The sequence below is a fragment of the Vibrio sp. 10N.222.54.E6 genome (assembly GCF_041473955.1).
GTDB classification, from domain to species: domain Bacteria; phylum Pseudomonadota; class Gammaproteobacteria; order Enterobacterales; family Vibrionaceae; genus Vibrio; species Vibrio tasmaniensis_A.
The window spans coordinates 51,929-75,275 of sequence record NZ_JBFRTD010000003.1 but is presented as its reverse complement, the minus strand read 5'-3'; the positions used below and the strand labels follow the sequence as shown (position 1 = coordinate 75,275).

The window sequence follows — 23,347 nt, the reverse complement described above, 5'->3', positions numbered from 1 at the left end:
ATGCGGCTTTCTCATCTTTATATTGAGCATTCCTTTAATCCAATGGCAGGTGACCCGTTTTCACTAGGATAACCGTCTCTTCTTCCACATAAGGGAAATGCTCGCTCATATGAGGGCTACGCATCCATGTGTGTTTTGGATACTCGCCATGTTCATCTTTAAAAGTGCCTGACAACACAAAGATCTCTTCACCACCAAAATGACGGTGTGGCTGAAAGCGCTCACCAACGGGCCATTTCACTAACGCGACATGCTCGTGTTCGAATTCATGCAGTGGCATCACTTGTAAACCACCAATACCCGGAAGCCATTCCGTTTCTAGCGTATTAATGCGAACTTGAGTTAAGTCTCTCGCATCAAACTGGTTGAGCTTCACCAAGATCGTGCAGCCATTTTTGCTTGATGGAGAATGCGCACTGCCCGGGGGATTACGGATATAAGTACCGGCAGGGAAATCTCCAGTTTCATCAGAGAAAACACCGTCTAACACGAAGATTTCTTCGCCTTGCGGATGCGGGTGCTCAGAAAACGAAGATTCAGGATCGTACTTCACAACACTGGTTGTGTGGCCCGACTCTTTCTCTTCTCTTTCTAGCGGCTTACGCCATACCCCTTTGGCAGGGCTCGCGATCCAATCTAATGTCTCGGTTTCTATAACCAGTCTCTTTGAAAAGTCCATGTTGAACATAATGGCGACCTTACTCTTGTTATCGTTTTAATTATTATTGTTGTCTTTCTCGTTTCTATTCTACGCGAATACTCATCAAGGAGGCCATCTCGCTGCTATTTTCCTACGCGACAGCCTCCTGAAAAGAAGCCTGATTAATTGCGGCCAGCGATCACACCGCCATCAACATCCCAGATTGCACCCGTGACCCAATCAGCACTGTCTGACAGTAAGAAAGAGATGCTATTGGCGATGTCTTTCGGCAGACCTACTCGACCAATTGGGTGGAATGCGTTGAAACCTTCTAGCGCTTGATCCACTTCTTCAGGTTTGATGAAAGATTCGTAAATCGGTGTTTTAACCACAGCCGGGGAAACCGCATTCACGCGAATGTTATGCTCAGCCAGTTCCATTGCCATGTGTTGTGTTAATGCGTGCAGGCCTGCTTTAGCCATTGAATAGGCAGAAGATGGCGTCGCTTTGATTGCTTGCTTACCCCACATAGAACCAACGTTAACCACACTGCCGCCGCCATTCTTGATCATCAACTTGCTTATCGCTTGAGTAATGAAGAAGGTTGCTTTATTAAGCTGCATGTATTGCTCGTAATCAGATTCTTGGTGCTCGATAAACGCTTTAGGGTTGAAGTAACCTGCAGCATTAACAAGGTAACCAATACCTTCTTCGAGCGACTCTAAATGCGCAATAAGGCGAGACACACTCGCATCATCATAAAGGTTAGCTTGCCAACCAGAAGCGTGGCCTAGTGATTGAAGTTCTGACACCGCTTTATCTAACTTAGTTGGGTTATTGCCGACAACCAGTACATGGATGTTTTGAGCGACTAACTGCTTCGCTGTTTCAAAGCCCATACCACTTGTGCCACCGATTACGACTGCAATACCTTTTTTAGTGAAGTTCATTTTGTTATCTCCTAAGTCATGTGAACGTGGTAATCTTAGGCTTTGAACTAACACTATGAATAGTAAGTACAAATCGGTTAGGTAGGTACTTATTGGTACATCTTTATGAAAAATCAGGAAAACTTTTTTTCAAGAAAATCAGCACCAGAGCGCTCAGCTCGCATGGTAGAAACCATCTACGGCTGTAAATGGTCGCTAACGGTTTACCAATTACTGGCAAATGGCATTAATCGCCCTGGTGAAATGGTGCGCTCGGTCGAAGGGTTATCGACCAAGGTATTGAATGAATGCTTGAAGCGAAATGTGGAGTTTGGGATTTTGGATAAGCAGATGTTCAACGAACTTCCACCAAGAGTTGAATACCAAGTGACGCCGTTCGGCGAGAAGTTTTTGTTGATTCTAGAGCAGTTGGAAAACCTACAAAACGAAATCGACGAGATGTAAGCCCACGCTAATCCGCTCTACTCCAAATAATGGACAGCACGCACTATTTAGCTGACTGGCATTTGCTCAAAACGGCCTTTTACAAAATCAATGAAGGTTCGAATTCGGCTCGGTTGATAGCGGTCTCGATGGTATATCGCTGAAAAGTCCACTTTCGGCACTACCCACTCATCAAACACCTGCACCAGTTGCCCTTCGTTGAGCTCTTGTAAGCAATAGATGGTTGGAACACGAATAATCCCATTGCCCGACTTCGCGCCCTGTACCAACACTCGGCCATTCTTACATTGCAGCCTACCCGTCACATGCACATCGACTGTTTTCTTAGTGTCATCCAAAGCTTGAAAGCTCCATTTACGCACCGAGCCCGTTAAGCAATCATGGTGGATGAGATCTTTAGGATGGTTTGGCTTTCCTTTGCGAGCAAAATATTCTGGGCTCGCGAGTGTTCCCATTTCAATATCCAATAGCTTTCTAGCGATAAAGCCCGCATCTTCAAGACTCCCCATACGAAAAGCGATATCAAACGCATCTTCAATCAAATCGACTCGGTTACTACTGAAATCAAGACTGATGCTGATGTCTGGGTAAAGCTGCATAAATTCATTGACCAGATCCGCGATGATCACCTCACCAAGATACCCTCCGACACAGTTTACTTTTATGTCGCCGCGCACCTCTTCGACATCGTCGACAGCAGCAATCAGAGCTTGGTCTATATTATCTAAGGCTTGTTCACATCTCGCGTACAGATCTTGCCCTGCATGCGTCAGTCTTAAAGTTCGAGTGGTGCGGATAAACAGTGTCACACCCATCTGCTTTTCTAGGCTACTCACTTGGCGTGATACGTGGGAGCGTGAAACATCTAACTCCTCCGCCGCTTTGGTGAAATTACCTAAACGAGCGATAAGAACGAAGGAGCGAATATCAGACAGGTTAATTTGATTGAGCATAGTCGCCAGCTTACTAATGAAGTTATGAGATAGACGCTTTTATTGTTGCATCACGGCAACAGTGTTTCAAGTAAAGCGCTATATATCAACAATGCTATTTTCCTTAATATACCTCCATCGCAACGAAGCAAGGCAACAAGCACTTGATTCGAATGCACTTAAACAATACGTCGTAGCCAACCGACGCAATAAAAGTACAGAGGAAATAAAATGAAAAAACTAATCGTAATTACAGGTGCAAGCTCTGGTATTGGTGAAGCAATCGCTCGTCGTCTAAGCGATGAAGGTCACCCTCTACTACTTTTAGCTCGTCGTATTGACCGCCTTGAAGCGTTGAACCTACCAAACTCTCTATCAGTAAAAGTAGACGTAACAGACAAAGCGTCTTTTGATGCAGCAATCGCACTAGGTGAAGAGAAATTTGGCCCTGTAGATGCACTTATCAACAACGCTGGTGCAATGCTTCTTGGTCAAATTGATACTCAAGACGCTCAAGAGTGGAAGACAATGTTCGATGTAAACGTGATTGGTCTGCTAAACGGCATGCAATCTGTACTTGCTCCTATGATGGAACGCAACACAGGTACTATCATCAACATCAGCTCAATTGCGGGTAAGAAAACATTCCCAAGCCACGCAGCTTACTGTGGTACTAAATTCGCGGTACACGCTATTTCTGAGAACGTTCGTGAAGAAGTTGCTGCTTCAAATGTTCGTGTTACCACTATCGCACCGGGTGCTGTAGAGACTGAACTTCTGTCTCACACAACATCTCAAGAGATCAAAGACGGTTACGATTCTTGGAAAGAAGACATGGGCGGCGTATTGGCTGCTGACGATATTGCTCGCGCGGTATCGTACGCTTACCAACAACCACAGAATGTATGTATCCGTGAGATTGCTCTAGCACCAACTAAGCAACAGCCATAGGCCTTTGCTATCGCTATTAAATAAGCGATGAACTAAAAAAACGCCACTGCTTAACAAGTAGTGGCGCTTTCGTTTTGGTGGTAACGATGATTGCAATCGCCACATCAATTTTTATTCATGTATGATTTGCTTGCGTTGTTTGTGACGTTGTTGATCAAAAGAAAAAAGCGCCCAAGCTGGCTGGTGCTTGAGCGCTTTTAACAAACTAAAGATGTTGATTAGAAGTTGTAACCACCACCAATCATGAATACCCATGGATCAATATCAACGTCTGTTGAGTACTGTTTCCCACCAGCCTTGTACTTGGCTGTAGTATCGATGTCTGCGTACCAGACGGATGCGTTTAAAAACCAGTCGTCGTTGATCATGTAATCCATACCAACATTCGCAGCCAGTCCCCACGAATCATCAAGGGACAAGTCACTTAAACCAGCATCTTTAGCCGCACCATTAAGCTCTTCGTCAAAGAATACGGTGTAGTTAATACCAGCACCTACGTAAGGACGGAACTTGCTGTTTGCTTCGCCGAAGTAGTACTGAACCATCAACGTTGGTGGTAAATGTTTTGTCTCGGCGATATCACCTAAACCACCATGGTTTGTAGAAATTGTATGGGAGAACGGCGTCGCTGCAAGAATCTCGAGACTGATGTTGTCTGTAAACATGTAGCCAAATGTCAATCCAAGTTGGGTGTTTGAATCCACACCAAATTTTGAACCCGATGTCTCCAAAACATCTCCACTGCTATCGTTAGGAGACACTATTGCGGCACCAGCACGGATGATGAAATCACCTTCTTTATGAGCAAAAGCACTAGTTGACATAAGAGCCGCAACAACCGCAATACCACATACTGTTTTTTTCATTATAATTTCCTTTTGAGGGCTTAATCGTTATTGGTGAATGAGTAATCATTTCTTATTTTGCGTGCAAGGTAGCATATAATAACCCTACTTTATTGATGGAAATCAATTTGTGAAAACTTGTGAGAACTTATGTAAATTTGCATCGACTTGATCACTTTATCGCTTCATTTTATTGACAGTTTTGTAATGCAACTTTCCCGTGCGTCATTTTGTTAATTTAACCCCTTCACCTTGCCCGGGTCTATTTGGATCAAAATAGAGCAAGCCAATATCTCGTACGCATCAATTTGGTGCACTTCCACAATAATCACTCTCACCTCGTTTAATATTCAATGAGTTACATTTGGCTTAGTGCTTGCAAGTCTATGTTCATAATCATAAATACATTGAGGTTCTGACTATGCAAGACACTCTAACAATCGTTCTGGCCGGCGGTGTAGGCTCTCGGCTTTCTCCCCTTACCGATAACCGTGCAAAACCTGCGGTACCTTTTGGCGGTAAATATCGAATCATCGATTTCACGCTCGCGAACTGCTTACACTCTGGGCTGCGCCAAATTTTGGTGCTGACTCAGTACAAGTCTCACTCTTTACAAAAACATTTAAGAGATGGTTGGTCGGTGCTTAACCCCGAGCTCGGCGAATACATCACCAATGTCCCCCCACAAATGCGTACAGGTGATAGTTGGTATAGCGGTACTGCCGATGCGATTTATCAAAACTTGTATCTGCTTTCTCGTAGCGAAGCTAAGCATGTAGTGGTGTTATCAGGCGACCATATCTATCGCATGGATTACGCGCCAATGCTCAAGCAACATAAAAAGAACGAGGCCGATCTAACCGTAGCGTGCATGGAGGTTTCGATTGATGAAGCCAAAGAATTTGGTGTGATGGAGATAGATGAATCTCTAGAGATCAATAACTTTACCGAAAAGCCACGTTACCCTGCATGTGTCCCCGGTAGGCCGACTCGAAGCATGGCTTCAATGGGTATTTACGTCTTTGATAAAGAGGTGTTAACACAAGCGCTACTGGCGGATGCCGAAGATCCGAACTCAAGCCATGATTTCGGTAAAGACATTATTCCTAAATTGGTCGGCAACAACAGTGTTTACGCGTATAAGTTTGGCGACGAAGAAGGCCGAGTGACCCAAGATGCGTACTGGAGAGATGTCGGTACTATCGACTCTTACTACCAGTCTAATATGGATCTGTTAAAGCCAGCCTCACCTATAGATTTATACCAACCAGATTGGGCGATTCGCACCTACGAGCCGCAACTGCCACCTGCACGCACCATTGCTTCTGTAGAAGGAAACCAAGGAATATTCATCAACTCGATGATAGCGAATGGCGTAGTGATCGAAGGTGGCTCTGCGCAAAACTCTATCTTCTTCCCGAAAGTGAAAGTCAGTAATGCCGCGATTGTGATTGATAGTATTCTGTTTGAAGATGTTGAGATTGGGAAAAATTGCCATATTCAAAACTGCATCATAGATAAGAACGTCAAAGTGCCAGATGGCACCCAAATCGGTATTGATAACCTTGCCGACGCTAAACGCTTTCACATATCGAAACAAGGCGTCATTGTGGTGCCCTCTTCTTACCAATTTGAAGAATAGCTATCGCTAAAACCAGATGGCGCTATAAGGGCAGCCAAGAGTTGCCTTATTCAATAGTCGCATTCACGGAGCTTTGCTTTTTTATATAAACCACACTTTTTATATCAACTGCAGTGATTTAAAAAGAAAGCATTATCGGCATCAAACTAGCAATGATTTACAAAACTTAAACTAGAATAAGTATTTGAGCTGACGTTTGGTTAAGGCGATAAAACCTAGGCTGGCAAGGTAGATTAGAGGAATGCTTCGCGAGTGAGGTATTTTTGAACATGTATTGAAAACACGAAACATAATATGCGATCAGTTCTTCGGACTTTCAAGGGAGTAAAGGGAGATTATTTGATAACACTGAAGTGAATCACACATGTGCTATTTCGCAGTTGGTTAAACTAACCGATGTTTGCTACGTTTAAATGACACAGTCATTGGAAAGGTATGATTTATGAAAATAAATGTTCAAACACATCATGTATCAATTAACGACGAGTCACGCAAAGACATCGAAGGTAAATTCGAGAAGATATCTAACCATTTCCCATCACTGATCAGCTGCGACATCATCATCACAAAAGAACATGGTCAACACCAGGTTGAAGTGTTCACCAACTACGAAGGTGTACGTGTAAACGCAAAAGCTACAGATGACGTTATGTATCCAGCTATCGCTTCAGCACTCAAGAAACTTGAAGCAGGCCTAAGTAACCGTAAGGGACAATTGAAATCAGACTTACACGAGAAACCAACGAGCACGAAGCCAGAAATTGCTTCAGACATCATCCAAGAGATGAAACTGGTATAACTCGACTAATAGTTAAAGCGCACTGACGAATAGAAGCGCACAAGAATTCCAAAGCCAGCATGCGTTGCTGGCTTTTTCGATCTACACCTCAATCAATGGAATAGTGAGTTTTTAGATGGAACACCAACTAGGCAATAACTGGAAGCACATCGAATGGGTATTAACCGACGTCGATGACACGCTCACTTGGCAAGGCTCACTCCCTCCTGAAACCTTGATTGCGTTACAAAAGCTAAGAGACAATGGAATCAAAGTGGTCGCGGTGACTGGCGCTTGTGCTGGTTGGTGTGACCATATTGCGCAGCTTTGGCCTGTCGATGCAGTGCTAGGAGAGAACGGCGCCTTCTTACTAGAGAAGCAAGATGGTGCATTACAACTCTCATCTGAAACACCGCTAGAACAAGTGCGTCAGAACCAAGCAAAGCTAAAACAAGAAGTTGAAGCGATCTTGTTGAGTTACCCCGACCTCTCGCTAACTTTGGATCAATCTTACCGCTTGTGTGAGGTCGCGATTGATATCGGCCAAAACCGTAAGCCTGTTGATCCTGAAACTGTTCAAGCGGTACTCGAAAGAATACACGCTTTAGGCGCACACGCGACGGCAAGTTCGATTCATATCAATGCTTGGTATGGCGAACACTCAAAGAAAAACGCCGTGCACCGTTTCCTGGCTGATAAAGGCTTATCGCTTGAACAAATCCACAAGCAAGCGTGTTATGTCGGCGATTCAATGAACGATCAACAGATGTTCGAATCACTGCCACTCACCGTTGGCGTGGCAAACATTAAGCATTATTGGGATAAGTTAGATCATCATCCAAGTAAGGTGATGTCGCAGCCGGGAGGCTATGGGTTTGCAGAATTTGTGGATGCGCTGCTGGCAGTTAAAAGCTAGACACTTAAAACGAGTCACGCCCTTCTACTTCTAACAAGGTCTTAGGTCACTCAATAGACATAAAAAAACGACCGCTAGGTAGACCGAAGTACCTAGGGTCGTTTGAGCTTCAAAATGCTAGATAAGCTCTTAACTTTGACACATCACACAAAACACGCTGCATTGCACCATATGTTTATATGAGTTTGTTACGGATGTGGATCACCACTGCTTCTGCAACGATAACCACTGCGAAGATACTCACCAACACCATCGAAACTTTTTGCCACTCAAAAAGGTTCTGCGCATCGTTTAGCACCACGCCAATACCACCAGCGCCTACTAACCCCAATACCGCAGATTCACGCACATTGATGTCCCAACGGAACAATACGATGGAATAGAATGCGGGCATCACTTGTGGCCAATACCCTTTAAGCAAGATACTCATCCAAGAAGCGCCGGTTGCACGCAGAGCTTCGATAGGCCCCATGTTCACTTCAGCAATCGCTTCCGCTAACAGCTTCCCTACAAAGCCGATACTGCGAATAGCAATTGCCATAATGCCTGCGAGAACACCGGGGCCAAATAGTGCGATAAACAACAAAGCCCAAACCAATGAGTTCACAGAGCGTGAAGACACCAGAAAGAATTGAGCAATCCAATTCAAAGCTTTATTCGGAGTGATATTTGGCGCGTTCATCAGCGCCAAAGGGATAGCAAATACCAAGGTAAACAAGGTACCTAACGTCGCGATGTGCAGTGTCTCAATCATCGCTGCGTGAATCGACTCAGGATAGAACGCGTAATCCATTGGCACCATACGCTCGAACATGTCGGCAAACTGGGCTGGCGCGTCGTATAGGAACTCAGGAATCACTTCAACGGTTTGCCAAGACCAAACAATCGCACACACTAAGCTAAGGTAAACGGCAAATCGAGCCACACGTTCGTTTGGTGTAAAGCGCTGCCACTCTTTATCGATAGATGCAGTTGTCATTAGAAGATTCTCCTAACAATATTGGAAAGAAATTCACCCACAAGAATCAATGCGATAATGGTGATCAAAATAGCGGCGACAAAGTCGTAATCAAAACGTTGGAATGCTGAGAAAAGCGTACCGCCAAGACCACCCGCACCCACGATGCCAACCATGGTTGAGTTACGCAAGTTTGAGTCCAATTGGTAGCTAGCAAAGCCAATGAAACGAGTAAATACCTGTGGCATAACCGCGTACAGAATGACGCTGACAAAGCTCGCCCCCGTTGCTTTAATCGCTTCAACTGGTTTAAAAGAGATCTCTTCAATTGCTTCAGCAAAAAGCTTGGCAATAAAACCAATCGATGCGAATACTAAAGTCAGGATCCCCGCAAGGGCACCAAAGCCGACCGCTTTCACGAATAGAATTGCGATGATCACTGGGTGGAAAGAACGACACAGTGCGATGAAGCCACGAATAGGTGTCGATACAATCGAAGGCATCATGTTTCTTGCGGCAAGTAAGCCAAGAAACAATGAGATGATGATGCCGAAGAAACTCGAAATGATCGCTATCTGTAAGCTCTCCGCTAAGCCACTTAGCAGTAGATTAGTACGCGAGAAATCTGGCGGGAACATTCTTGATAGTAACCGCTCACTTTCACCAAAACCGATGATCAAACGATCGAGGGTCAGCCCTAACGTCGAGAAACTGTAAAACAGATAAGCAACTATCGCAGCGATAATTGCACGGTTAGTCCATGAGGTTTTGAACGGATTTTCATGCTTCGTTGGCGACTGGTTTGACGGTACGCTTGGCGATGAACTTGGGGTTAATCCAGCCATGACTCACCCCCGTAAATGATTTTTAGATCTTCTTCTGAGATCCCTTCAGGGCTGCCGTCATAATGAACTTTACCGTTACACATGCCGATGATGCGCTTGGCATAACGCTTGGCTAAGTTCACATCGTGGATATTCACCAACACTGGGATGTTTTTCTGTTCTGCGAATGTCTCCATCAACTCCATGATCTCAACCGCGGTTTTTGGGTCGAGTGATGACGTTGGTTCATCCGCCAATAAGATATATGGGTCTTGCATTACTGCGCGAGCGATACCGACACGCTGTCTTTGGCCGCCTGACAAACTGTCGGCACGTTGGTTAGCAAAGTCTTGCAGGCCAACAAATTCAAGTAACTCGAACGCTTTTGCTAGGTCTTGCGCAGAGTAGTTACGACGCCACGCATTCCAAGCGGTCATGTAACCCAAGCGGCCGCTTAACACGTTCTCGATAACCGTTAAACGTTCGACAAGGTTATATTCTTGAAACACCATACCGATATGTCGACGTTGTTTACGTAGCGCTTGGCCTTTTAGCTGAGTCAGGTCTGCGCCATCAAATATGATCTCACCTTGGCTTGGATCGTTGAGTCGGTTGATACAGCGCAGAAGCGTACTTTTACCGGTACCAGATGGACCAATGATCGCGATGATGCCTGGCTCATCGATATCAATATTAATGCCTTTAAGGATTGGCTTGCCTGCCACGTATTCGTGGAAAAGGTTGTTTATCTTTATTCCTTCATAGCTTGCTACGGCCATACTGCATTTCCTTGTGCGAATTTTAGAATGATCTATGCCCTACCCGCGAGGGCATAGATATTTAGTTGAAGTAGGTGTTTTTAAAGAACTAAGTCTTTCTAAAACTTAGTCTTCTAATAAAAAAGAACTAGCCGTTGTTTGCTTGTTTTGCTAGCTCAGCGGCTTTTTTCTTTGCTCGTTTAGCCGCATCTTTTTCAGCCAATTTCTTCAAGCCAGTTTTGGTGTAAGCCGTACCTGTCGCATGAGCGATATCACGAATCACATCCCACTCTTCTTTGTAGCTGATTGGCGAGAAACGGTCGGCACCTTTAAACGATGCGCTCATTTCTGGTGTAAAGCGGTAGCTAAAGAAAGCTTCGTTGATCTTCTCAACCAGTTCTGGTTTTAGGTTGTAAGCATAGCCAAACGCAGACGTTGGGAAGCGTGGGCTACGGTAGATGATCTTCAGTTCAGAATCGTCAACACGACCTGCTGCTACCATACGATCGTACACGTCCGATGCCACAGGTGCTGCGTCATAATCTCCATTGAAGACGCCTAGAATCGATTGGTCATGCTTACCTGAGTAAAGCACTTTGTAATCTTCATCTGGCACTAGGCCTTTCGCTGGAAATAACGCACGTGGAGCTAGGTTGCCAGAGTTGGAAGATGCAGAAGTGTGTGCAACCTTTTTGCCTTTCAGATCAGTCATTTTGTTAATGCCGCTGTCTTTACGAACAATCGTGATTAGGTTGTAGCCTTGGAAGCCAGACTCATCGCCCTTCACCGCAATTGGAACGTAACCTGCTAAATTAACTGCGTAGCCTGTTGGGCCCGTAGAGAAACCTGCAACATGCAGTCGACCAGAACGCATCGCTTCTACTTGCGCAGAGTTCGAGTGAACCGTGTAGTAAATCACTCGCTTACCCGTAATTTTACTTAGGTGAGCTTGGAAATCCGCAAACGCATCTTTGTACAACGCAGGGTCTTCTACTGGCGTATAAGTAAACACAAGCGTACTTGGGTCGTTCCACTCATCTGGGTTCTTTGGTGAATCGGCGACCAAATCTTGGTTTTCATCACAGTATCGATCGTCTAACACACCACGACTAGAGCAGTCGCTTGCCATAGCCATTGAAGGAAGTAGTAATGAGCTAGCGATTAACAGTCCTTTAACACTGATTTTCATATTCAAACCTTACTTTTACTTATTGTTGAAAGTCACCTTCGCTATTGCAGCCTTTGTGCCACCTTTTAATTTATTTAATTTCAATAACTTAAAGAAAACCCTAGATTGGGAAATTACTTTTGTGTCATTACTGTCCAACTAAGAAGTGCCTATTTGGGTCATTTCTGTCCCGCCAATTTCGGCGGTAAAAAAAGAGCCCGAAGGCTCTTTGGTTCACTGCTTTTTATCTTATTATTCTTTGGCTAAGTACTCTCTATACAAACGCTATAATTGCTATGCAAAGCGAGCTCACAACAGCCTAAGCGTCGCTGTCCATACAGTTAGCGTAGTAAGTTACCGTTGCAGGCCAATCGCTGAATACGCCCATAACACCAACATCTTGCGCCAGTACATCAAGCATTTTCATCATGTCGCCATCATTGTTGATGCCATCTTTCACGCTTTGGTAATACCATCCGCCGCCTTGCGCTAGCGGGCCTGAACGCTCAAGTGTCCATGCAATAATTTCAAGATCAGCATCTTTTGCCAGTTTCGCGTAGTTAGACGCCACTAATTCGTTGTTCTTATCAAGTTCAACCAAAGCAAACAGAGGTGGTGCGATGATATTCACGCCCGCATCGTGTAGCTCCTTCATGTTTTCAACAGACGCGACAAAGTCCGCTTGCTCATAGACACGGTCGTCAAGATAAACGGCTTGCTTACCGAACTTAGGCGTCTCATTAACCCAGTACTTCACATCATCCAAGTTGAATGACTGTAGGTAAGTCTCTGAAGGCTCAAAACCCGCCTCTTTCAGCTCATCCACCAGCTTCTGCGCGTACATCTCTTGGCTAAAACCATTGAAAGGCATTTCTACCGCCGCCGATTTTAGCTCAGGAGTCACCTTCACGCCGTGCTCTTTAAACAATGCCGCACTTTCGGCGTGTGTCATCAGTGTCCCATTTTGGCTGTAAAGGTCAGTTCTCCAACCAGGTGTGCCATTCATGTACTCTTCGACCGTGGTTGCTTTTTGATTCGCACCATCCATTTTCCCTTTCAGGGTCTTAAACTCAGCCAGCGTGAAATCAGAGGTACGACACTCAACCTGTGCATCTTCGCCTGTCGCTGGGTTAGCTGGCGTGAACGGTGTTGAACACTTCTTAGCAAGATCGGGATGCGCTAAAACATCGGTTGTGGTGTGCAGATCACTTTGCGAGTGACGACATACCAACGCCTTATCTTTAGTAAAAGTCACATCGCACTCCACTACACCCGCGCCCATTTGAATCGCTGCTAAGTAGGATTCCTTGGTGTGTTCAGGAAACTGCATCGCAGCTCCGCGATGTCCAATAGAAAAATCACTACGATGAAAAGGTCCTTCACTGCAACTCAACAGCTTGGTTTTCAAAGGGCTCTCATCCATATTGTTCACTAAAAAGAGGGGACGAGGACCTAAGTCGGCTGATTCTGCTGCGGCCCATGCCGTCATCGAGCTCACACCGAGTATCAGAGCAATCGAACCTTTCAGTATTTGCTTCATGTTTGTATCTCCTTGCAACAAGCAATTATTTTTCTAACTTCCTTTATTCGATCATTCGGTGTTGGATAGCTGTCATATATAGATAGCTGTCATATATATTTTGACTCAGCACCGAATAACCTCATGTGAACGTATGCCACAATGTAGTGATTGCACGCATTGTGCCAAATGTTAAAGCCCTTTTATTACAATCACTTGAAACGGTTAACCATTCGACTAAAAGTGAAATGGGTCATTGTTGTCTTGTGCTTTTATTAAGCGAATGGATGAACCAGTTAGGCCTTGAAGCTCTCTTTATCCAATTGGTGTTTCTTCATTTTTCGATAAAGGGTTTTACGCGGTAAATTCAGCTTACTTGATACCTCGTTAATGTTGCCTGCGCTTTCTATTAGCGCTTCCGTCAGTACATTCCTTTCGTACTGCTCCATCTGCTTTTCAAAAGCGAAATCTTCTCCGGACGCTTCACAAATTGGTGATTGAAGATCAAAGCCATCACCAACAATACCAAGTACAAATCGGTCTGCGACATTGCGTAATTCGCGCACGTTACCCGGCCATTCGTGTCGACATAGCTGCTGAATCTGTTCAGGGTAAATCGTTGATGGGCGTGTCTTGTACTTGTGGCTCGCTTGAATCACAAAATGGCGGAACAGCACCTGAATGTCCTCTTTGCGTTGACGCAATGCGGGAAGGTTTAAGCTAGCAATATTAAGACGATAGAAGAGATCGGCTCTGAACTCCCCCGTTTCACTCAGGCTCGCGAGATCAGCTTTGCTGGCGGCTACCACCACAATATCGACCGGGATTAACTCGTTACCACCAACGCGCTCAATCATTCGTTCTTGAATGACGCGCAGCAGTTTAATTTGCACCGCAATTGGCATACTTTCTATTTCATCAAGAAACAGAGTTCCGCCATTGGCTTGTTCTATTTTGCCAATGCGTTTCTTGTTGGCACTGGTAAACGAACCCGCTTCATGGCCAAACAACTCACTTTCGATAATGCTTTCTGTCATGCCGCCACAGTTGATCGCGACAAAGGGCTTCGCCTTACGACGGCTAAATTGATGCAACGCGCGAGCTATCACCTCTTTGCCCGTTCCCGTTTCTCCGTTGATGATGGTGTCGACGCCAGTATGCGCTAAAGCGAGCACTTGCTTACGTATGGTATCCATCGCTTTTGATTGGCCAATAACCACAGATTCAATCGGTAAATCCTCTTGCTCATCACCATCCGAGGTTGACGGGCAGCTGTGCTGACACTGGGTAATCGCCAAATCAAGCTTCTCCACCAGCTCACTCGAATTAAGCGGTTTTTCTAGAAAGTCGAAAGCGCCCAACTTCATCGCTTCGATCGCCATTGGAATATCGCCATGGCCACTCATCAATAAAACGGGCACATTCGGGGCACGGTGTTGGATTGAGCTCAACAACGTCAAACCGTCCACTTTCGGCATGCGCACGTCACACAGCACAACCGACTGACTGTTTGCTTTAAGCGACTTTAGGCCAAGGTTGGGATCAGTAAAGGTGGTGACACTAAACCCTTCTAGCTCTAACATTTCGCTCACGGCGTCGACGACATCTATTTCATCGTCGATAAGAACTATGTGTTTTTCTGAAATCATGAACCTGTGCCTTTTGGTAGAGTGACGATAAAGGTGGTGCCTTGGTGTTCAACCGATTCCACGTGAATCGAGCCGCCAAAATCTTTTATTATGTTGTATGCGATAGACAAGCCTAGCCCAAGCCCCTTACCTGTTGTTTTGCTGGAATAAAATGGGTCAAACAGATGCGGAATGTCCTCTTCAGGTATCCCTAACCCGTTGTCCATCACCAAAATCTGAATGGTCTTCGAATGCTCTTGAGTTGAGATGCTGAGCTCTGGTTGTTCTCTGTGCTCAATGGCATCCAAAGCATTGCTGATCAAATTCACCAGAACCTGTTCTAAGCGAATGTTGTTAGCTCGAACCATTTGGCTACTTTGGGGCGAATACTGAATCGACACAGCGCTCTGTCGGGTTTCAAACAGGTCAATCGCATCACCAATCACCTTATTCAATTCAACGTTATCAATCTTGCCATCACTCTTACGTGAGAAGGCCTTTAGGTGACGAGTAATCGCAGCCACTTTGTCTAACAAAATCTCGATCTTTTTTAGGTTCTCTTCTGCCCTGTCTGGCCTTTGCTTGCCTAACCAAAGCTGCGCGCTTCGAACGTGACTGTTTACTGCGGTCAGAGGTTGATTGATCTCGTGCGTGATCCCGACACTCAATTGCCCTAGCGCGGCCAATTTTCCGGCTTGGATTAGCTCGTCTTGAGTCACTCGTAATTTGGCTTCGGCTAAGGTGCGCTCTTCAACCTCAGCCTCTAATTTTCGATTGGTTTGCTTAACGACTTTGGCCGTGGTCTGGAATACCTTTAGGTACTTGGCCATTTGCGTCACTTCGTCTTTGCCACGAATAGAAACTTCGGTATCTAGATGACCGGTAGAAATCGCGAACATGTTGTCTTTGAGCTGTAAAAGCCTTTCTAAAATACTCTTACGCACGTAGAACCACGAAATGGCAGCTGCAGCCAACACGCTAAACAGAGAAAGAAAAAGAGAGAGTTGTTGGTTCGATTGTAAAGACAACTGCGCCTGCTGAATCGACAGGTCAATATTGCTATTCACCTTGCTGGTGTTGCTTTCGATCTGCACGGTTAACTGATTCAAATGCTCGCGGCTGTTTTGCAGGAAATACTGCTCTTGATAGAGATGATTAAGCGCTTTGTTTTTCATCCCATACAAGCTGCTATCACTTGAAGCGAGGTTATAAATAACCGTGAGTTGGCGATCTAACTCAGGAAAATTACTTCTTAAATCACCACTGACCCAAAGTTTCCACCACTCTTCACCGACTTGCTCTAAGCGGTAGCTAGTGTAATCCAACTCATTAAAGCTTGAGTCGTTATACAACTTCTCTACTAAGCCTAATTGGTAATAAAGCAGAGATTTCAACTGAGTATATTGAATTTGATCTTTGGCTGACTCAGGCAAACTATCGAGTGAATCACTGGCCTGTTGCAACAGAGGATAAAAACCCTCAAGCAAATTACGAAGTTCTTGATTGAGTTGTTCTGACTCAATCTCACTTTGATACAACAAACTCAGACTATTGTTAACTTGGGCGATAAGATCTTTAAAATAGGCGTGATAATCAGGGAATTGAACCATAACGCTATTCATCACTGAAATGGCCTCTTCAATTTTGAGCATCGCCTGCTTACGCTCTAAATTAGATTCAGCATCACTGAGTTGAGATGAGGTCGTGATAATCACACGCACCATATCATTGAGGCGTGCAGCGTTATCTAAGGCGGGGATTTCACTCTCTTTTAATTCAACGAGGCGTTGGTTTAGATCGTCAAAAGTAAAGCTAGAAACAACCGAAAGGAAGATGGTGGTCATCGATAACATGGCCAATGCCAATACCAAGCGCAGTTCGATCCCCTTCCAACCAAACCACTTACGGCGCGGAATTTTGATCGAAAACGGGCGTTCAAAACTGTCTTTGTTTTCTATCACCTCGGAGACATGACTACTCACTAGCCCCACCTTCTTCTCATCATAAAATCAACAGGATCCGTCAATGATTCAATCAGTTAGGTGATTTACCTATTTAATCTTAGATCGAATAGCTTTAGTGAAGCTATTAAACGAAGAGTAATCATTAACATTTCACATAAGATATCATAACAATTATTTTATAAAGCTTGCATGGTCTGTTTTGCGATAATAGAAAGTGACCGCACCGACAGAAACGTGATTACTTTATCAATCCCTGTCGGAGGGCATTTTAGTTCGAGCACTTCCAATAAAGTCTGATCATTTATCATAGAGATTGATCGTATTGGGCTTATCATTCGCAAAACGGTCTTGAATCTAAACTTTCAGACAAATTAGCAATAATGGAAAATCATGGAGTCTCGCAGTGTAGGACACTACCTATGTCGAAATAGGATGGATGTATCGATCGCAAGACAATTTTGGGTGGCAAATATGCCAAGGCCTTGCACAAAGGTACTTACGAGAAACTCTCTGAAGCATACCGTTATTTACTCTTGAAATGGCTACCAGACAGTGGGTTTGAACTGCGAGACCAACCATGCTTTGAGGTGTACCTGAATCGAGACCCAAGACGAACTAAACCTGAGAATTTGAAAACCGAAATCTATATTCCGATCAAGTAACTAAGAGAGCTTCCCTTGAGTCAGTCAATCACGGCTGGCTCATTTTTGCCCCAAAATTGGTTAGATTAAATACTCTACTCATTCCGGGGGCGTGCGTTTTCCCTATCAAATCTAATCCGAACAATGAGGTTGGGGCTATACTCACTTCGGTCGTGTGTAGGTTGACAATCGTATACTTAGAATCCGCCTCAGTTATACGGTGCGTATTCCGACAACATCCACTATTGAATTCAGTACAAATGAATATGCTTTATCTTCCCCTAACTCTTCTACAAGCTCTTTATAAATTGCCTTTTTGAGTATTGGATTATGCTCGTTTTCATAGCTATCCATAAGTTGGCGTATTGCATCTATTCTTTCTAGTCGCTGTTCTACAAGGTCCATTCTATTTAATTCAATGACTTTCTCCGTCAACTTCCCTCTGTTTTGACCTGGCTTTCCAAATACGTAGGGGCCCGCAGCATATAGGTGGTCACTCGGTTCATCATTAAACGGGTTTAAAAATGGCAGATTTTGGTCGTATTCGTCACTTTTATTCATGTTGCAAACAGGGCATGCAAGCCCTAAATTTTGCCATTCGAACGTTAAATCTGGGTACTTATCTTTAGCCTTAGGTTTAATATGTTCTATATGCTCATATGATACGTGACTCACTTTACTCTCACAGTACATGCATTTATTTTTAGCTTCCTGCTTGAGAAGACCTTTCACATCTGAATGGTTATAACGATTTGAAACAGATGAAGGAACCTTTTCATCGCGCTGAATAAAACCAAGTAATTCATTGGTCCAGTTTGTAGCATTGTCTACCAGAACTTGTGGCTTAGACCCCTTATTAAGCTTTATCATTTAGACTCTCCACAACTAGAGTGATTGCTTTGGGCATAAATTCTTGCAGTTCTTTCTCTTCTAGTTCCTGTCTCATTCGTTGAAACAAGCCCTCATCGACGCCTTGTTCAGAGTATTTTTTTACAACTTCTTTTATTTCATCTTCGACCCAAACAGGCACTGTTACAGGAACCCCAAGAACCTCTCTTAAAACTTTTGCCGCATTGCCACTTTTATCAATCATGTCAAGCTTTCGAGAAAATACCCGATTTTCATTATTGTATGCAAGAGCGTACACTTGGGATTTTTTAGAAGATCCAATAATAAATGGACTATGAGTAGCAATAACGAATTGGGCCTTAGGAAAAGCTTTGCTTAAATTTGGAATTAACTCTCTTTGCATGGAAGGGTGTAAGTGATTTTCTGGCTCGTCGATCGTGATTACAAAGTTCTCTTTATTTTGAGAAAACATGTATATTTGCCACGCTACACCAATTATTGATGCCACACCACCTGAAGCAGCATCAATAGAAAACTCACCAGACTCCGTTACTAAAACCACTTCTGGGATTCTTATTTCTAAGTGTTTAAACCCTAAGGTTGCAGGTAACATTATTTTCAAGATTTCCTGAAACCCTTCGAATAATTCTGCATATTCCTTATTGGCAACGACATGACTATTGCCGTACCCGAAGGTAGCAAGCCCAATTAGAGACTCTTTAAGTAAATAATTCGGACTTATATTTTTAAGCCATTCACCCGTATTGTTGAATTTATCGACAACGTTAGCATTATACTCATTAAAGTAATCTTCTTTTTTCTTAGGCTTAGTTGGAATTGACTCAACTTCTTTATAGCTAAACACTGGTCTATGAGAAGGTACGTGCATTCCTTGAATAGGCTGTTGCTCAGAGAAATTTAAATCGTAAGTTGAACCAGCTTTCTTAGGAACCGAAACTTTAGATACGCTTAAGTTTGAATATTGTACCTTGCCGATTTCAATCCATGATTCTTGTTCTTCCTCTTTAGAAAAAAAAGAATCCCATTTGCCGGTTAAAAAACGCATTAGGCCAGATTCTTGATCTTTGGCTGGAGTAGAAAGTAAACGAGTATTCCACCCAAAAGTCTTGCCTAAAACGCCAAGGATCGTCGTTTTTCCGGCACCATTTGAGCCTGTAATGATTGTTACTTTTTCATCAAGATCTATTTCTATTCTTTCGAATTGACGCCAATGGTTTATTTCTACTTTCTTAAACATTACTACTGATTTCCATCTAGAGAGATAACAGCTTATTAAACAGCATTCTGTTTATCACGCAGAGTGCTTGCCTCGCTTATCCTCTTACTATACTCCAGAAATCGCTTTTTAATCAATTAGTTGGATGGCATCAAGTGCGCAATTTTGAGTACTTTCTTCTGGCAAAAGCGAGCATTGCGCTTAACGCTGTGCTCGATTATCTTATGCCTACCAAAATTTACTCTTAGATTCATAGAGATAGAAAAATTGACCTGGGATAACCGTGTGCGTATTTCGGTGATTGCGAACGCTTGTTACCGATGTTTTTCAAGCTATCTACAAGCGAAAAAGAAGAGATGACAATGGTATTACAAGGCAAATGTATTGTTCATAACTAGCGCAATTAAGTTAGTGTGACATTTAACGCTAAATGTGCGTGTCATATTTGTACTTTCTAAGCGACTTTCGATACAAAAAGTTATCCGTATATTTCTAATTTAGGTGATTACTCTAAGAAGGTTCTGTCCAAAAGTTCGCGTGCCTACCTATGACCTACATCATCAATACTGAACGCTAAGCCACCTTAAAGAATGATCATCCCATCTCGATAAGTCAGTGCTGGCGAAACATCTTGCCCTAATAGCACAGGACCATCAAGGTCGACGATTTCAGATTGAACCGCAATAGGCAGCGCCGCTCGCATCGCCAATGAGGTGCCTAGCATACAACCCGACATCAGAGTAAAGCCGAGCCTTTGAGCTTCTTCAGCAAGTACCAAGGCTTCGGTCAAACCGCCCGTTTTATCGAGCTTGATGTTAACCATTTCATACTTGCCTAACAAAGATGAAAGTTGCGAAGTGGTATGACAGCTTTCATCCGCACACAGTGGGATCGGGTGATTGATATGTGCCAGTGACGCATCATGTTGTTGCGGCAAAGGTTGCTCGATCATCGCGATATCAAACTCTGTTAGTTGATTAAACAACTCTTCGAGATTCAACCCTGTCCACGCTTCATTAGCATCCAGTACAACCAGAACATCGGGTGCCGCTTCTCGCACTGCACGAACACGCTCTACTACCTGCTCGCCATCAAGCTTCACTTTTAGAAGTTTCGCACCATTCGCCACATAATCTCGAGCTTGGGTAGCCATCGCTTCTGGTGTGCCAATGGAGACTGTCATTGCAGTAACGATTTGATTGGGTAGCTCAAACAAGCTATTTGGAAACATCTGGCCGTTCTGCTGCGCTTCGAAATCCCAAAGCGCACAATCGACCGCATTTCGCGCTGCCCCTCCAGTCAATAAAGACTGAAGATGATCTCTTAGCTCTGCGGGATCGGTAACGCCTCGTGCAAACATAGCTTCAAGTGCGCTAGACGCTTGTTGGATTTGCGCTAACACAGACTCCGATGACTCGCCGTATCGTGGGTAAGGCGTGCATTCGCCTTGAGCTTGTTTGCCACCATGTTCAATGTAAACACGAACAACGTGACACTCAGTTCGACTGCCACGAGAGATGCGAAAAGGCGTTTGCATCGCGATAGTAATGGGTTCTGCTGTAATCTTCATAATTTCACTCGGTTGATGTTCGCTTTAACAAATGGAAACGTAGAAATGATGACGTCGTTAAAGTGAATGTCGCAAATGATCAGTAATGTGTTGTACACCAAAACGCACTGGATCCGTCACGGGCACTTGATAGAGTGTGGTCCATTCTTGGCATAATGTCTCAGCGTCTTCAATGCTGATTGCCGACGTGTTCAAGCAGATGCCAACCAATTTTACATCTGGATTCGTCAATCGCGCGGCTTGCAAGTTAGCTTCGATCGTCTGTTCAATCGTTGGTAATTGCGCATGAGGAAGGTTGCGAATATGTGGTCGCCCTACTTCGTGACATAGCACCAAAGCATCAGCTTGTGCGCCATGCAATAATCCCAAACTCACGCCTGCAAACGAAGGGTTGAACAAAGAACCCTGCCCTTCAATGATGTCCCACTCGTAGTCAGTAAAATCGGGGCTAATCGCTTCAACCGCGCCAGAAATGAAATCCGCCACCACCGCATCAATAGAAATGCCTTTGCCTTCAATCAAGATACCTGTCTGCCCTGTCGCTTTAAACTGAGCAGAGATTCCTACTTGTTTAAGCGATTTTTCAATGGCCAACGCCGAGAACATTTTTCCTACTGAGCAATCGGTTCCGACCGTAAGAAGGCGCTTACCCTGACGAGGCTTACCGTTACCAACGTTTAGATCACCATCAAAATGGCGTACATCATGAAGCTTAGTCAATCCTCGCTGTTGCATGTCAGCAAGCGGTGAAAATTCACTCAGTCGTTGGTGCATGCCAGATGCAATCTCAAATCCCATTTCTGTAGCTTCCATTATGGTTGGCTGCCAAGAGTCAGGAATAACACCACCTGGGTTTGCTGTGCCAATCACTAGCGTTTTCGCGCCCTGTGCTTGCGCCTCTTGTAAGGTCATATCCGTTAAGCCAAGTGAAACGGTAACGTCTGTTAAACGAAGCTGACCTAGGCAAATTTCTGGTCGCCATTGATGAATACCGCGAGCTGTTTTTGCGGCAAGTGGGTCGGTAACATCCCCAAAAAAAAGAAGGTAAGGTTGAGCGATAGACATGAGTATTCCTAATTAATAAATCTTTGTATGGGTTTACTTTAATTAAGAACTTAGAAGCTGCCGAATACCAATTTATGGCGAGCCTATAACCTTAAGTTATAGGCTGAGTATGGCTCTTCAATGAAGCGATAAATTGCTTAACAGAAATAGACTGAGGGGTGTGCTCTGCACAAAGCATCGAGACCGAGAATTGGATATCCGGCTGCAGTGAAAGCACGCAAACCGAGTCGTCATTTTGATATTGCTCTGCCGTCCACGGATCGACAATCGCAAAGCCTGCTTGGTGCTTCACCAATTCCGCGGCCGCGCTATATCCACGCACAGATATCGGATGGTGATAATGCTCATCTCGCGCAATAAGGCTTTGATGTAACAGTAGGCCTAATGGATCGCGGCTATCAAGCCCGATGATTGGCAAGGGATAATTGATCAGATCATCAAGGGTTAATTCAGTAGGTAACTGTTCAACTGTGTGGGAAGGAACCAGAACCTTGAGTGATTCAGTTAAGAGTGTTTCACTTAATATGGCAGGCGGTGTTTCGTCCCCAAATGCGATAGCAATATCAAGCTCATGCTTTAACAGCCCAGCACACAGTCCATCACGGTTTGCTGTTAGTAACTCAAAAGAGAGATCTTGTTCGCGAGACATTTGGGCTATTACCGGAGTCAGCAATTTGGTCGCCAGTATCGGTGGTGCACCAATACGTAGGTGCTGATGTCCTTGCTTAACCTTATTCGTCAAAGAACGAAATTGACCTAACTGCTGATACACCTTTTCCGCTTCTGGCAGCAAGGTTCTCGCTTCAACCGTTGGCACCAACCGACCTTTGACACGCTCAAACAATCCAAAACCAAGTTGTTGCTCTGTGTGTGCCAGAATACGAGTCACATTAGGTTGTGACACATGCAGATTACGCGCAGCCCCAGATACGGTTCCGGTTTGCATAATGGCGTAAAAGACTTCCAACTGTCTTAGGTTCACATTGATGTCCTTATGGTTCGCGAAACAAATCTAGGGGTTGGCTTTTCTTGTATTAGCTAAGCTGTTTTTCGGTCTAGCTGTTTAAT

Annotated in this window: 22 protein-coding genes; 6 read left to right on the top strand and 16 right to left on the bottom strand. The window is 44.3% G+C overall.

Features of this window, described 5'->3' with window-relative positions:
* Nucleotides 1-34: 34 nt before the first annotated feature.
* Together AB4513_RS00580 and AB4513_RS00575 are read right to left on the bottom strand one after the other, a co-directional pair.
* Complete coding sequence (locus AB4513_RS00580) at nucleotides 35-688, bottom strand: cupin domain-containing protein (protein ID WP_017092201.1); 654 nt, start codon at nucleotides 686-688, stop codon at nucleotides 35-37.
* Nucleotides 689-822: 134 nt separating this feature from the next.
* Entirely contained in the window at nucleotides 823-1,590 is a 768-nt protein-coding gene (locus tag AB4513_RS00575) for an SDR family NAD(P)-dependent oxidoreductase (protein WP_102258235.1), read from the bottom strand.
* A gap of 105 nt (nucleotides 1,591-1,695) precedes the next feature.
* Between AB4513_RS00575 and AB4513_RS00570 the strand changes: the two genes are divergently transcribed.
* Nucleotides 1,696-2,034, top strand: a complete 339-nt coding sequence (locus AB4513_RS00570) for a helix-turn-helix domain-containing protein (protein WP_017103534.1) — start codon at nucleotides 1,696-1,698, stop codon at nucleotides 2,032-2,034.
* A gap of 47 nt (nucleotides 2,035-2,081) precedes the next feature.
* On the opposite strand, the gene AB4513_RS00565 is transcribed toward AB4513_RS00570, so the two are convergent.
* Entirely contained in the window at nucleotides 2,082-2,987 is a 906-nt protein-coding gene (locus AB4513_RS00565; protein ID WP_102258236.1) for a LysR family transcriptional regulator, read from the bottom strand.
* 210 nt (nucleotides 2,988-3,197) lie between these two features.
* Between AB4513_RS00565 and AB4513_RS00560 the strand changes: the two genes are divergently transcribed.
* A complete protein-coding gene (locus AB4513_RS00560) occupies nucleotides 3,198-3,917 on the top strand; it encodes an SDR family oxidoreductase (protein ID WP_102258237.1) in 720 nt (239 codons plus the stop codon).
* A 218-nt stretch (nucleotides 3,918-4,135) separates the two neighbouring features.
* Here AB4513_RS00560 and ompW read toward each other — a convergent pair whose 3' ends face one another.
* Nucleotides 4,136-4,783 carry an outer membrane protein OmpW gene (gene ompW, locus AB4513_RS00555; RefSeq protein WP_012601085.1) on the bottom strand — a complete coding sequence of 216 codons (648 nt, stop codon included), beginning with the start codon at nucleotides 4,781-4,783 and terminating at the stop codon, nucleotides 4,136-4,138.
* A 400-nt stretch (nucleotides 4,784-5,183) separates the two neighbouring features.
* On the opposite strand from ompW, the gene glgC reads away from it, so the two are divergent.
* The 3 genes from glgC to AB4513_RS00540 all read left to right on the top strand — a co-directional run bounded on the left by glgC (nucleotide 5,184) and on the right by AB4513_RS00540 (nucleotide 8,098).
* Complete coding sequence (glgC, locus tag AB4513_RS00550; protein WP_032555176.1) at nucleotides 5,184-6,404, top strand: glucose-1-phosphate adenylyltransferase; 1,221 nt, start codon at nucleotides 5,184-5,186, stop codon at nucleotides 6,402-6,404.
* 442 nt (nucleotides 6,405-6,846) lie between these two features.
* Nucleotides 6,847-7,203 carry a ribosome hibernation-promoting factor, HPF/YfiA family gene (hpf, locus tag AB4513_RS00545; RefSeq protein ID WP_009846260.1) on the top strand — a complete coding sequence of 119 codons (357 nt, stop codon included), beginning with the start codon at nucleotides 6,847-6,849 and terminating at the stop codon, nucleotides 7,201-7,203.
* Between the two features lie 115 nt (nucleotides 7,204-7,318).
* Nucleotides 7,319-8,098, top strand: a complete 780-nt coding sequence (locus AB4513_RS00540) for an HAD-IIB family hydrolase (RefSeq protein WP_102258238.1) — start codon at nucleotides 7,319-7,321, stop codon at nucleotides 8,096-8,098.
* A gap of 175 nt (nucleotides 8,099-8,273) precedes the next feature.
* Here the strand turns inward: AB4513_RS00540 and phnE (AB4513_RS00535) are convergent, their stop codons facing one another.
* From phnE (AB4513_RS00535) to AB4513_RS00505, 7 genes are all read right to left on the bottom strand, one after another.
* Nucleotides 8,274-9,077 (bottom strand): phosphonate ABC transporter, permease protein PhnE, encoded by an 804-nt coding sequence (gene phnE / locus AB4513_RS00535; RefSeq protein WP_076675284.1) that lies wholly within the window; start codon nucleotides 9,075-9,077, stop codon nucleotides 8,274-8,276.
* The gene (gene phnE / locus AB4513_RS00530; protein ID WP_102258239.1) at nucleotides 9,077-9,901 is read right to left on the bottom strand and encodes a phosphonate ABC transporter, permease protein PhnE; all 825 of its coding nucleotides are present in this window, start codon (nucleotides 9,899-9,901) and stop codon (nucleotides 9,077-9,079) included. Before phnE (AB4513_RS00530) ends, phnE (AB4513_RS00535) begins: the two co-directional genes overlap by 1 nt.
* Entirely contained in the window at nucleotides 9,889-10,659 is a 771-nt protein-coding gene (gene phnC / locus AB4513_RS00525; RefSeq protein ID WP_004732991.1) for a phosphonate ABC transporter ATP-binding protein, read from the bottom strand. The genes phnE (AB4513_RS00530) and phnC overlap by 13 nt, the downstream gene beginning before the upstream one ends.
* Before the next feature lie 127 nt (nucleotides 10,660-10,786).
* Nucleotides 10,787-11,827, bottom strand: a complete 1,041-nt coding sequence (gene phnD, locus AB4513_RS00520; RefSeq protein WP_041473170.1) for a phosphate/phosphite/phosphonate ABC transporter substrate-binding protein — start codon at nucleotides 11,825-11,827, stop codon at nucleotides 10,787-10,789.
* A gap of 298 nt (nucleotides 11,828-12,125) precedes the next feature.
* Complete coding sequence (locus AB4513_RS00515; RefSeq protein ID WP_102258240.1) at nucleotides 12,126-13,346, bottom strand: glycerophosphodiester phosphodiesterase family protein; 1,221 nt, start codon at nucleotides 13,344-13,346, stop codon at nucleotides 12,126-12,128.
* A gap of 275 nt (nucleotides 13,347-13,621) precedes the next feature.
* A complete protein-coding gene (locus AB4513_RS00510; RefSeq protein ID WP_102258241.1) occupies nucleotides 13,622-14,974 on the bottom strand; it encodes a sigma-54 dependent transcriptional regulator in 1,353 nt (450 codons plus the stop codon).
* Nucleotides 14,971-16,944, bottom strand: a complete 1,974-nt coding sequence (locus tag AB4513_RS00505) for an ATP-binding protein (RefSeq protein WP_102258242.1) — start codon at nucleotides 16,942-16,944, stop codon at nucleotides 14,971-14,973. Before AB4513_RS00505 ends, AB4513_RS00510 begins: the two co-directional genes overlap by 4 nt.
* A gap of 413 nt (nucleotides 16,945-17,357) precedes the next feature.
* On the opposite strand from AB4513_RS00505, the gene AB4513_RS00500 reads away from it, so the two are divergent.
* Nucleotides 17,358-17,579: a GyrI-like domain-containing protein gene (locus AB4513_RS00500; protein WP_081324597.1), complete on the top strand. Its 222-nt coding sequence runs from the start codon at nucleotides 17,358-17,360 to the stop codon at nucleotides 17,577-17,579.
* 192 nt (nucleotides 17,580-17,771) lie between these two features.
* On the opposite strand, the gene AB4513_RS00495 is transcribed toward AB4513_RS00500, so the two are convergent.
* From AB4513_RS00495 to AB4513_RS00475, 5 genes are all read right to left on the bottom strand, one after another.
* Complete coding sequence (locus AB4513_RS00495) at nucleotides 17,772-18,428, bottom strand: HNH endonuclease (protein ID WP_102258243.1); 657 nt, start codon at nucleotides 18,426-18,428, stop codon at nucleotides 17,772-17,774.
* Nucleotides 18,415-19,665: an AAA family ATPase gene (locus AB4513_RS00490; protein WP_102258244.1), complete on the bottom strand. Its 1,251-nt coding sequence runs from the start codon at nucleotides 19,663-19,665 to the stop codon at nucleotides 18,415-18,417. The genes AB4513_RS00495 and AB4513_RS00490 overlap by 14 nt, the downstream gene beginning before the upstream one ends.
* 562 nt (nucleotides 19,666-20,227) lie before the next feature.
* Entirely contained in the window at nucleotides 20,228-21,214 is a 987-nt protein-coding gene (gene dgcA, locus AB4513_RS00485; protein ID WP_102258245.1) for an N-acetyl-D-Glu racemase DgcA, read from the bottom strand.
* Between the two features lie 57 nt (nucleotides 21,215-21,271).
* Nucleotides 21,272-22,279 carry an N-acetyltransferase DgcN gene (gene dgcN, locus AB4513_RS00480; RefSeq protein ID WP_102258246.1) on the bottom strand — a complete coding sequence of 336 codons (1,008 nt, stop codon included), beginning with the start codon at nucleotides 22,277-22,279 and terminating at the stop codon, nucleotides 21,272-21,274.
* A gap of 91 nt (nucleotides 22,280-22,370) precedes the next feature.
* Nucleotides 22,371-23,261 (bottom strand): LysR family transcriptional regulator, encoded by an 891-nt coding sequence (locus AB4513_RS00475; RefSeq protein WP_102258247.1) that lies wholly within the window; start codon nucleotides 23,259-23,261, stop codon nucleotides 22,371-22,373.
* Nucleotides 23,262-23,347: the final 86 nt, after the last annotated feature.

Excerpts from the sequence above, each read along its gene's own strand:
- AB4513_RS00580 (WP_017092201.1), bottom strand. The coding sequence starts at position 688 with ATGTTCAACATGGACTTTTCAAAGAGACTGGTTATAGAAACCGAGACA.
- AB4513_RS00575 (WP_102258235.1), bottom strand. The coding sequence starts at position 1,590 with ATGAACTTCACTAAAAAAGGTATTGCAGTCGTAATCGGTGGCACAAGT.
- AB4513_RS00570 (WP_017103534.1), top strand. The coding sequence starts at position 1,696 with ATGAAAAATCAGGAAAACTTTTTTTCAAGAAAATCAGCACCAGAGCGC.
- AB4513_RS00565 (WP_102258236.1), bottom strand. The coding sequence starts at position 2,987 with ATGCTCAATCAAATTAACCTGTCTGATATTCGCTCCTTCGTTCTTATC.
- AB4513_RS00560 (WP_102258237.1), top strand. The coding sequence starts at position 3,198 with ATGAAAAAACTAATCGTAATTACAGGTGCAAGCTCTGGTATTGGTGAA.
- ompW (WP_012601085.1), bottom strand. The coding sequence starts at position 4,783 with ATGAAAAAAACAGTATGTGGTATTGCGGTTGTTGCGGCTCTTATGTCA.
- glgC (WP_032555176.1), top strand. The coding sequence starts at position 5,184 with ATGCAAGACACTCTAACAATCGTTCTGGCCGGCGGTGTAGGCTCTCGG.
- hpf (WP_009846260.1), top strand. The coding sequence starts at position 6,847 with ATGAAAATAAATGTTCAAACACATCATGTATCAATTAACGACGAGTCA.
- AB4513_RS00540 (WP_102258238.1), top strand. The coding sequence starts at position 7,319 with ATGGAACACCAACTAGGCAATAACTGGAAGCACATCGAATGGGTATTA.
- phnE (WP_076675284.1), bottom strand. The coding sequence starts at position 9,077 with ATGACAACTGCATCTATCGATAAAGAGTGGCAGCGCTTTACACCAAAC.
- phnE (WP_102258239.1), bottom strand. The coding sequence starts at position 9,901 with ATGGCTGGATTAACCCCAAGTTCATCGCCAAGCGTACCGTCAAACCAG.
- phnC (WP_004732991.1), bottom strand. The coding sequence starts at position 10,659 with ATGGCCGTAGCAAGCTATGAAGGAATAAAGATAAACAACCTTTTCCAC.
- phnD (WP_041473170.1), bottom strand. The coding sequence starts at position 11,827 with ATGAAAATCAGTGTTAAAGGACTGTTAATCGCTAGCTCATTACTACTT.
- AB4513_RS00515 (WP_102258240.1), bottom strand. The coding sequence starts at position 13,346 with ATGAAGCAAATACTGAAAGGTTCGATTGCTCTGATACTCGGTGTGAGC.
- AB4513_RS00510 (WP_102258241.1), bottom strand. The coding sequence starts at position 14,974 with ATGATTTCAGAAAAACACATAGTTCTTATCGACGATGAAATAGATGTC.
- AB4513_RS00495 (WP_102258243.1), bottom strand. The coding sequence starts at position 18,428 with ATGATAAAGCTTAATAAGGGGTCTAAGCCACAAGTTCTGGTAGACAAT.
- AB4513_RS00490 (WP_102258244.1), bottom strand. The coding sequence starts at position 19,665 with ATGTTTAAGAAAGTAGAAATAAACCATTGGCGTCAATTCGAAAGAATA.
- dgcA (WP_102258245.1), bottom strand. The coding sequence starts at position 21,214 with ATGAAGATTACAGCAGAACCCATTACTATCGCGATGCAAACGCCTTTT.
- dgcN (WP_102258246.1), bottom strand. The coding sequence starts at position 22,279 with ATGTCTATCGCTCAACCTTACCTTCTTTTTTTTGGGGATGTTACCGAC.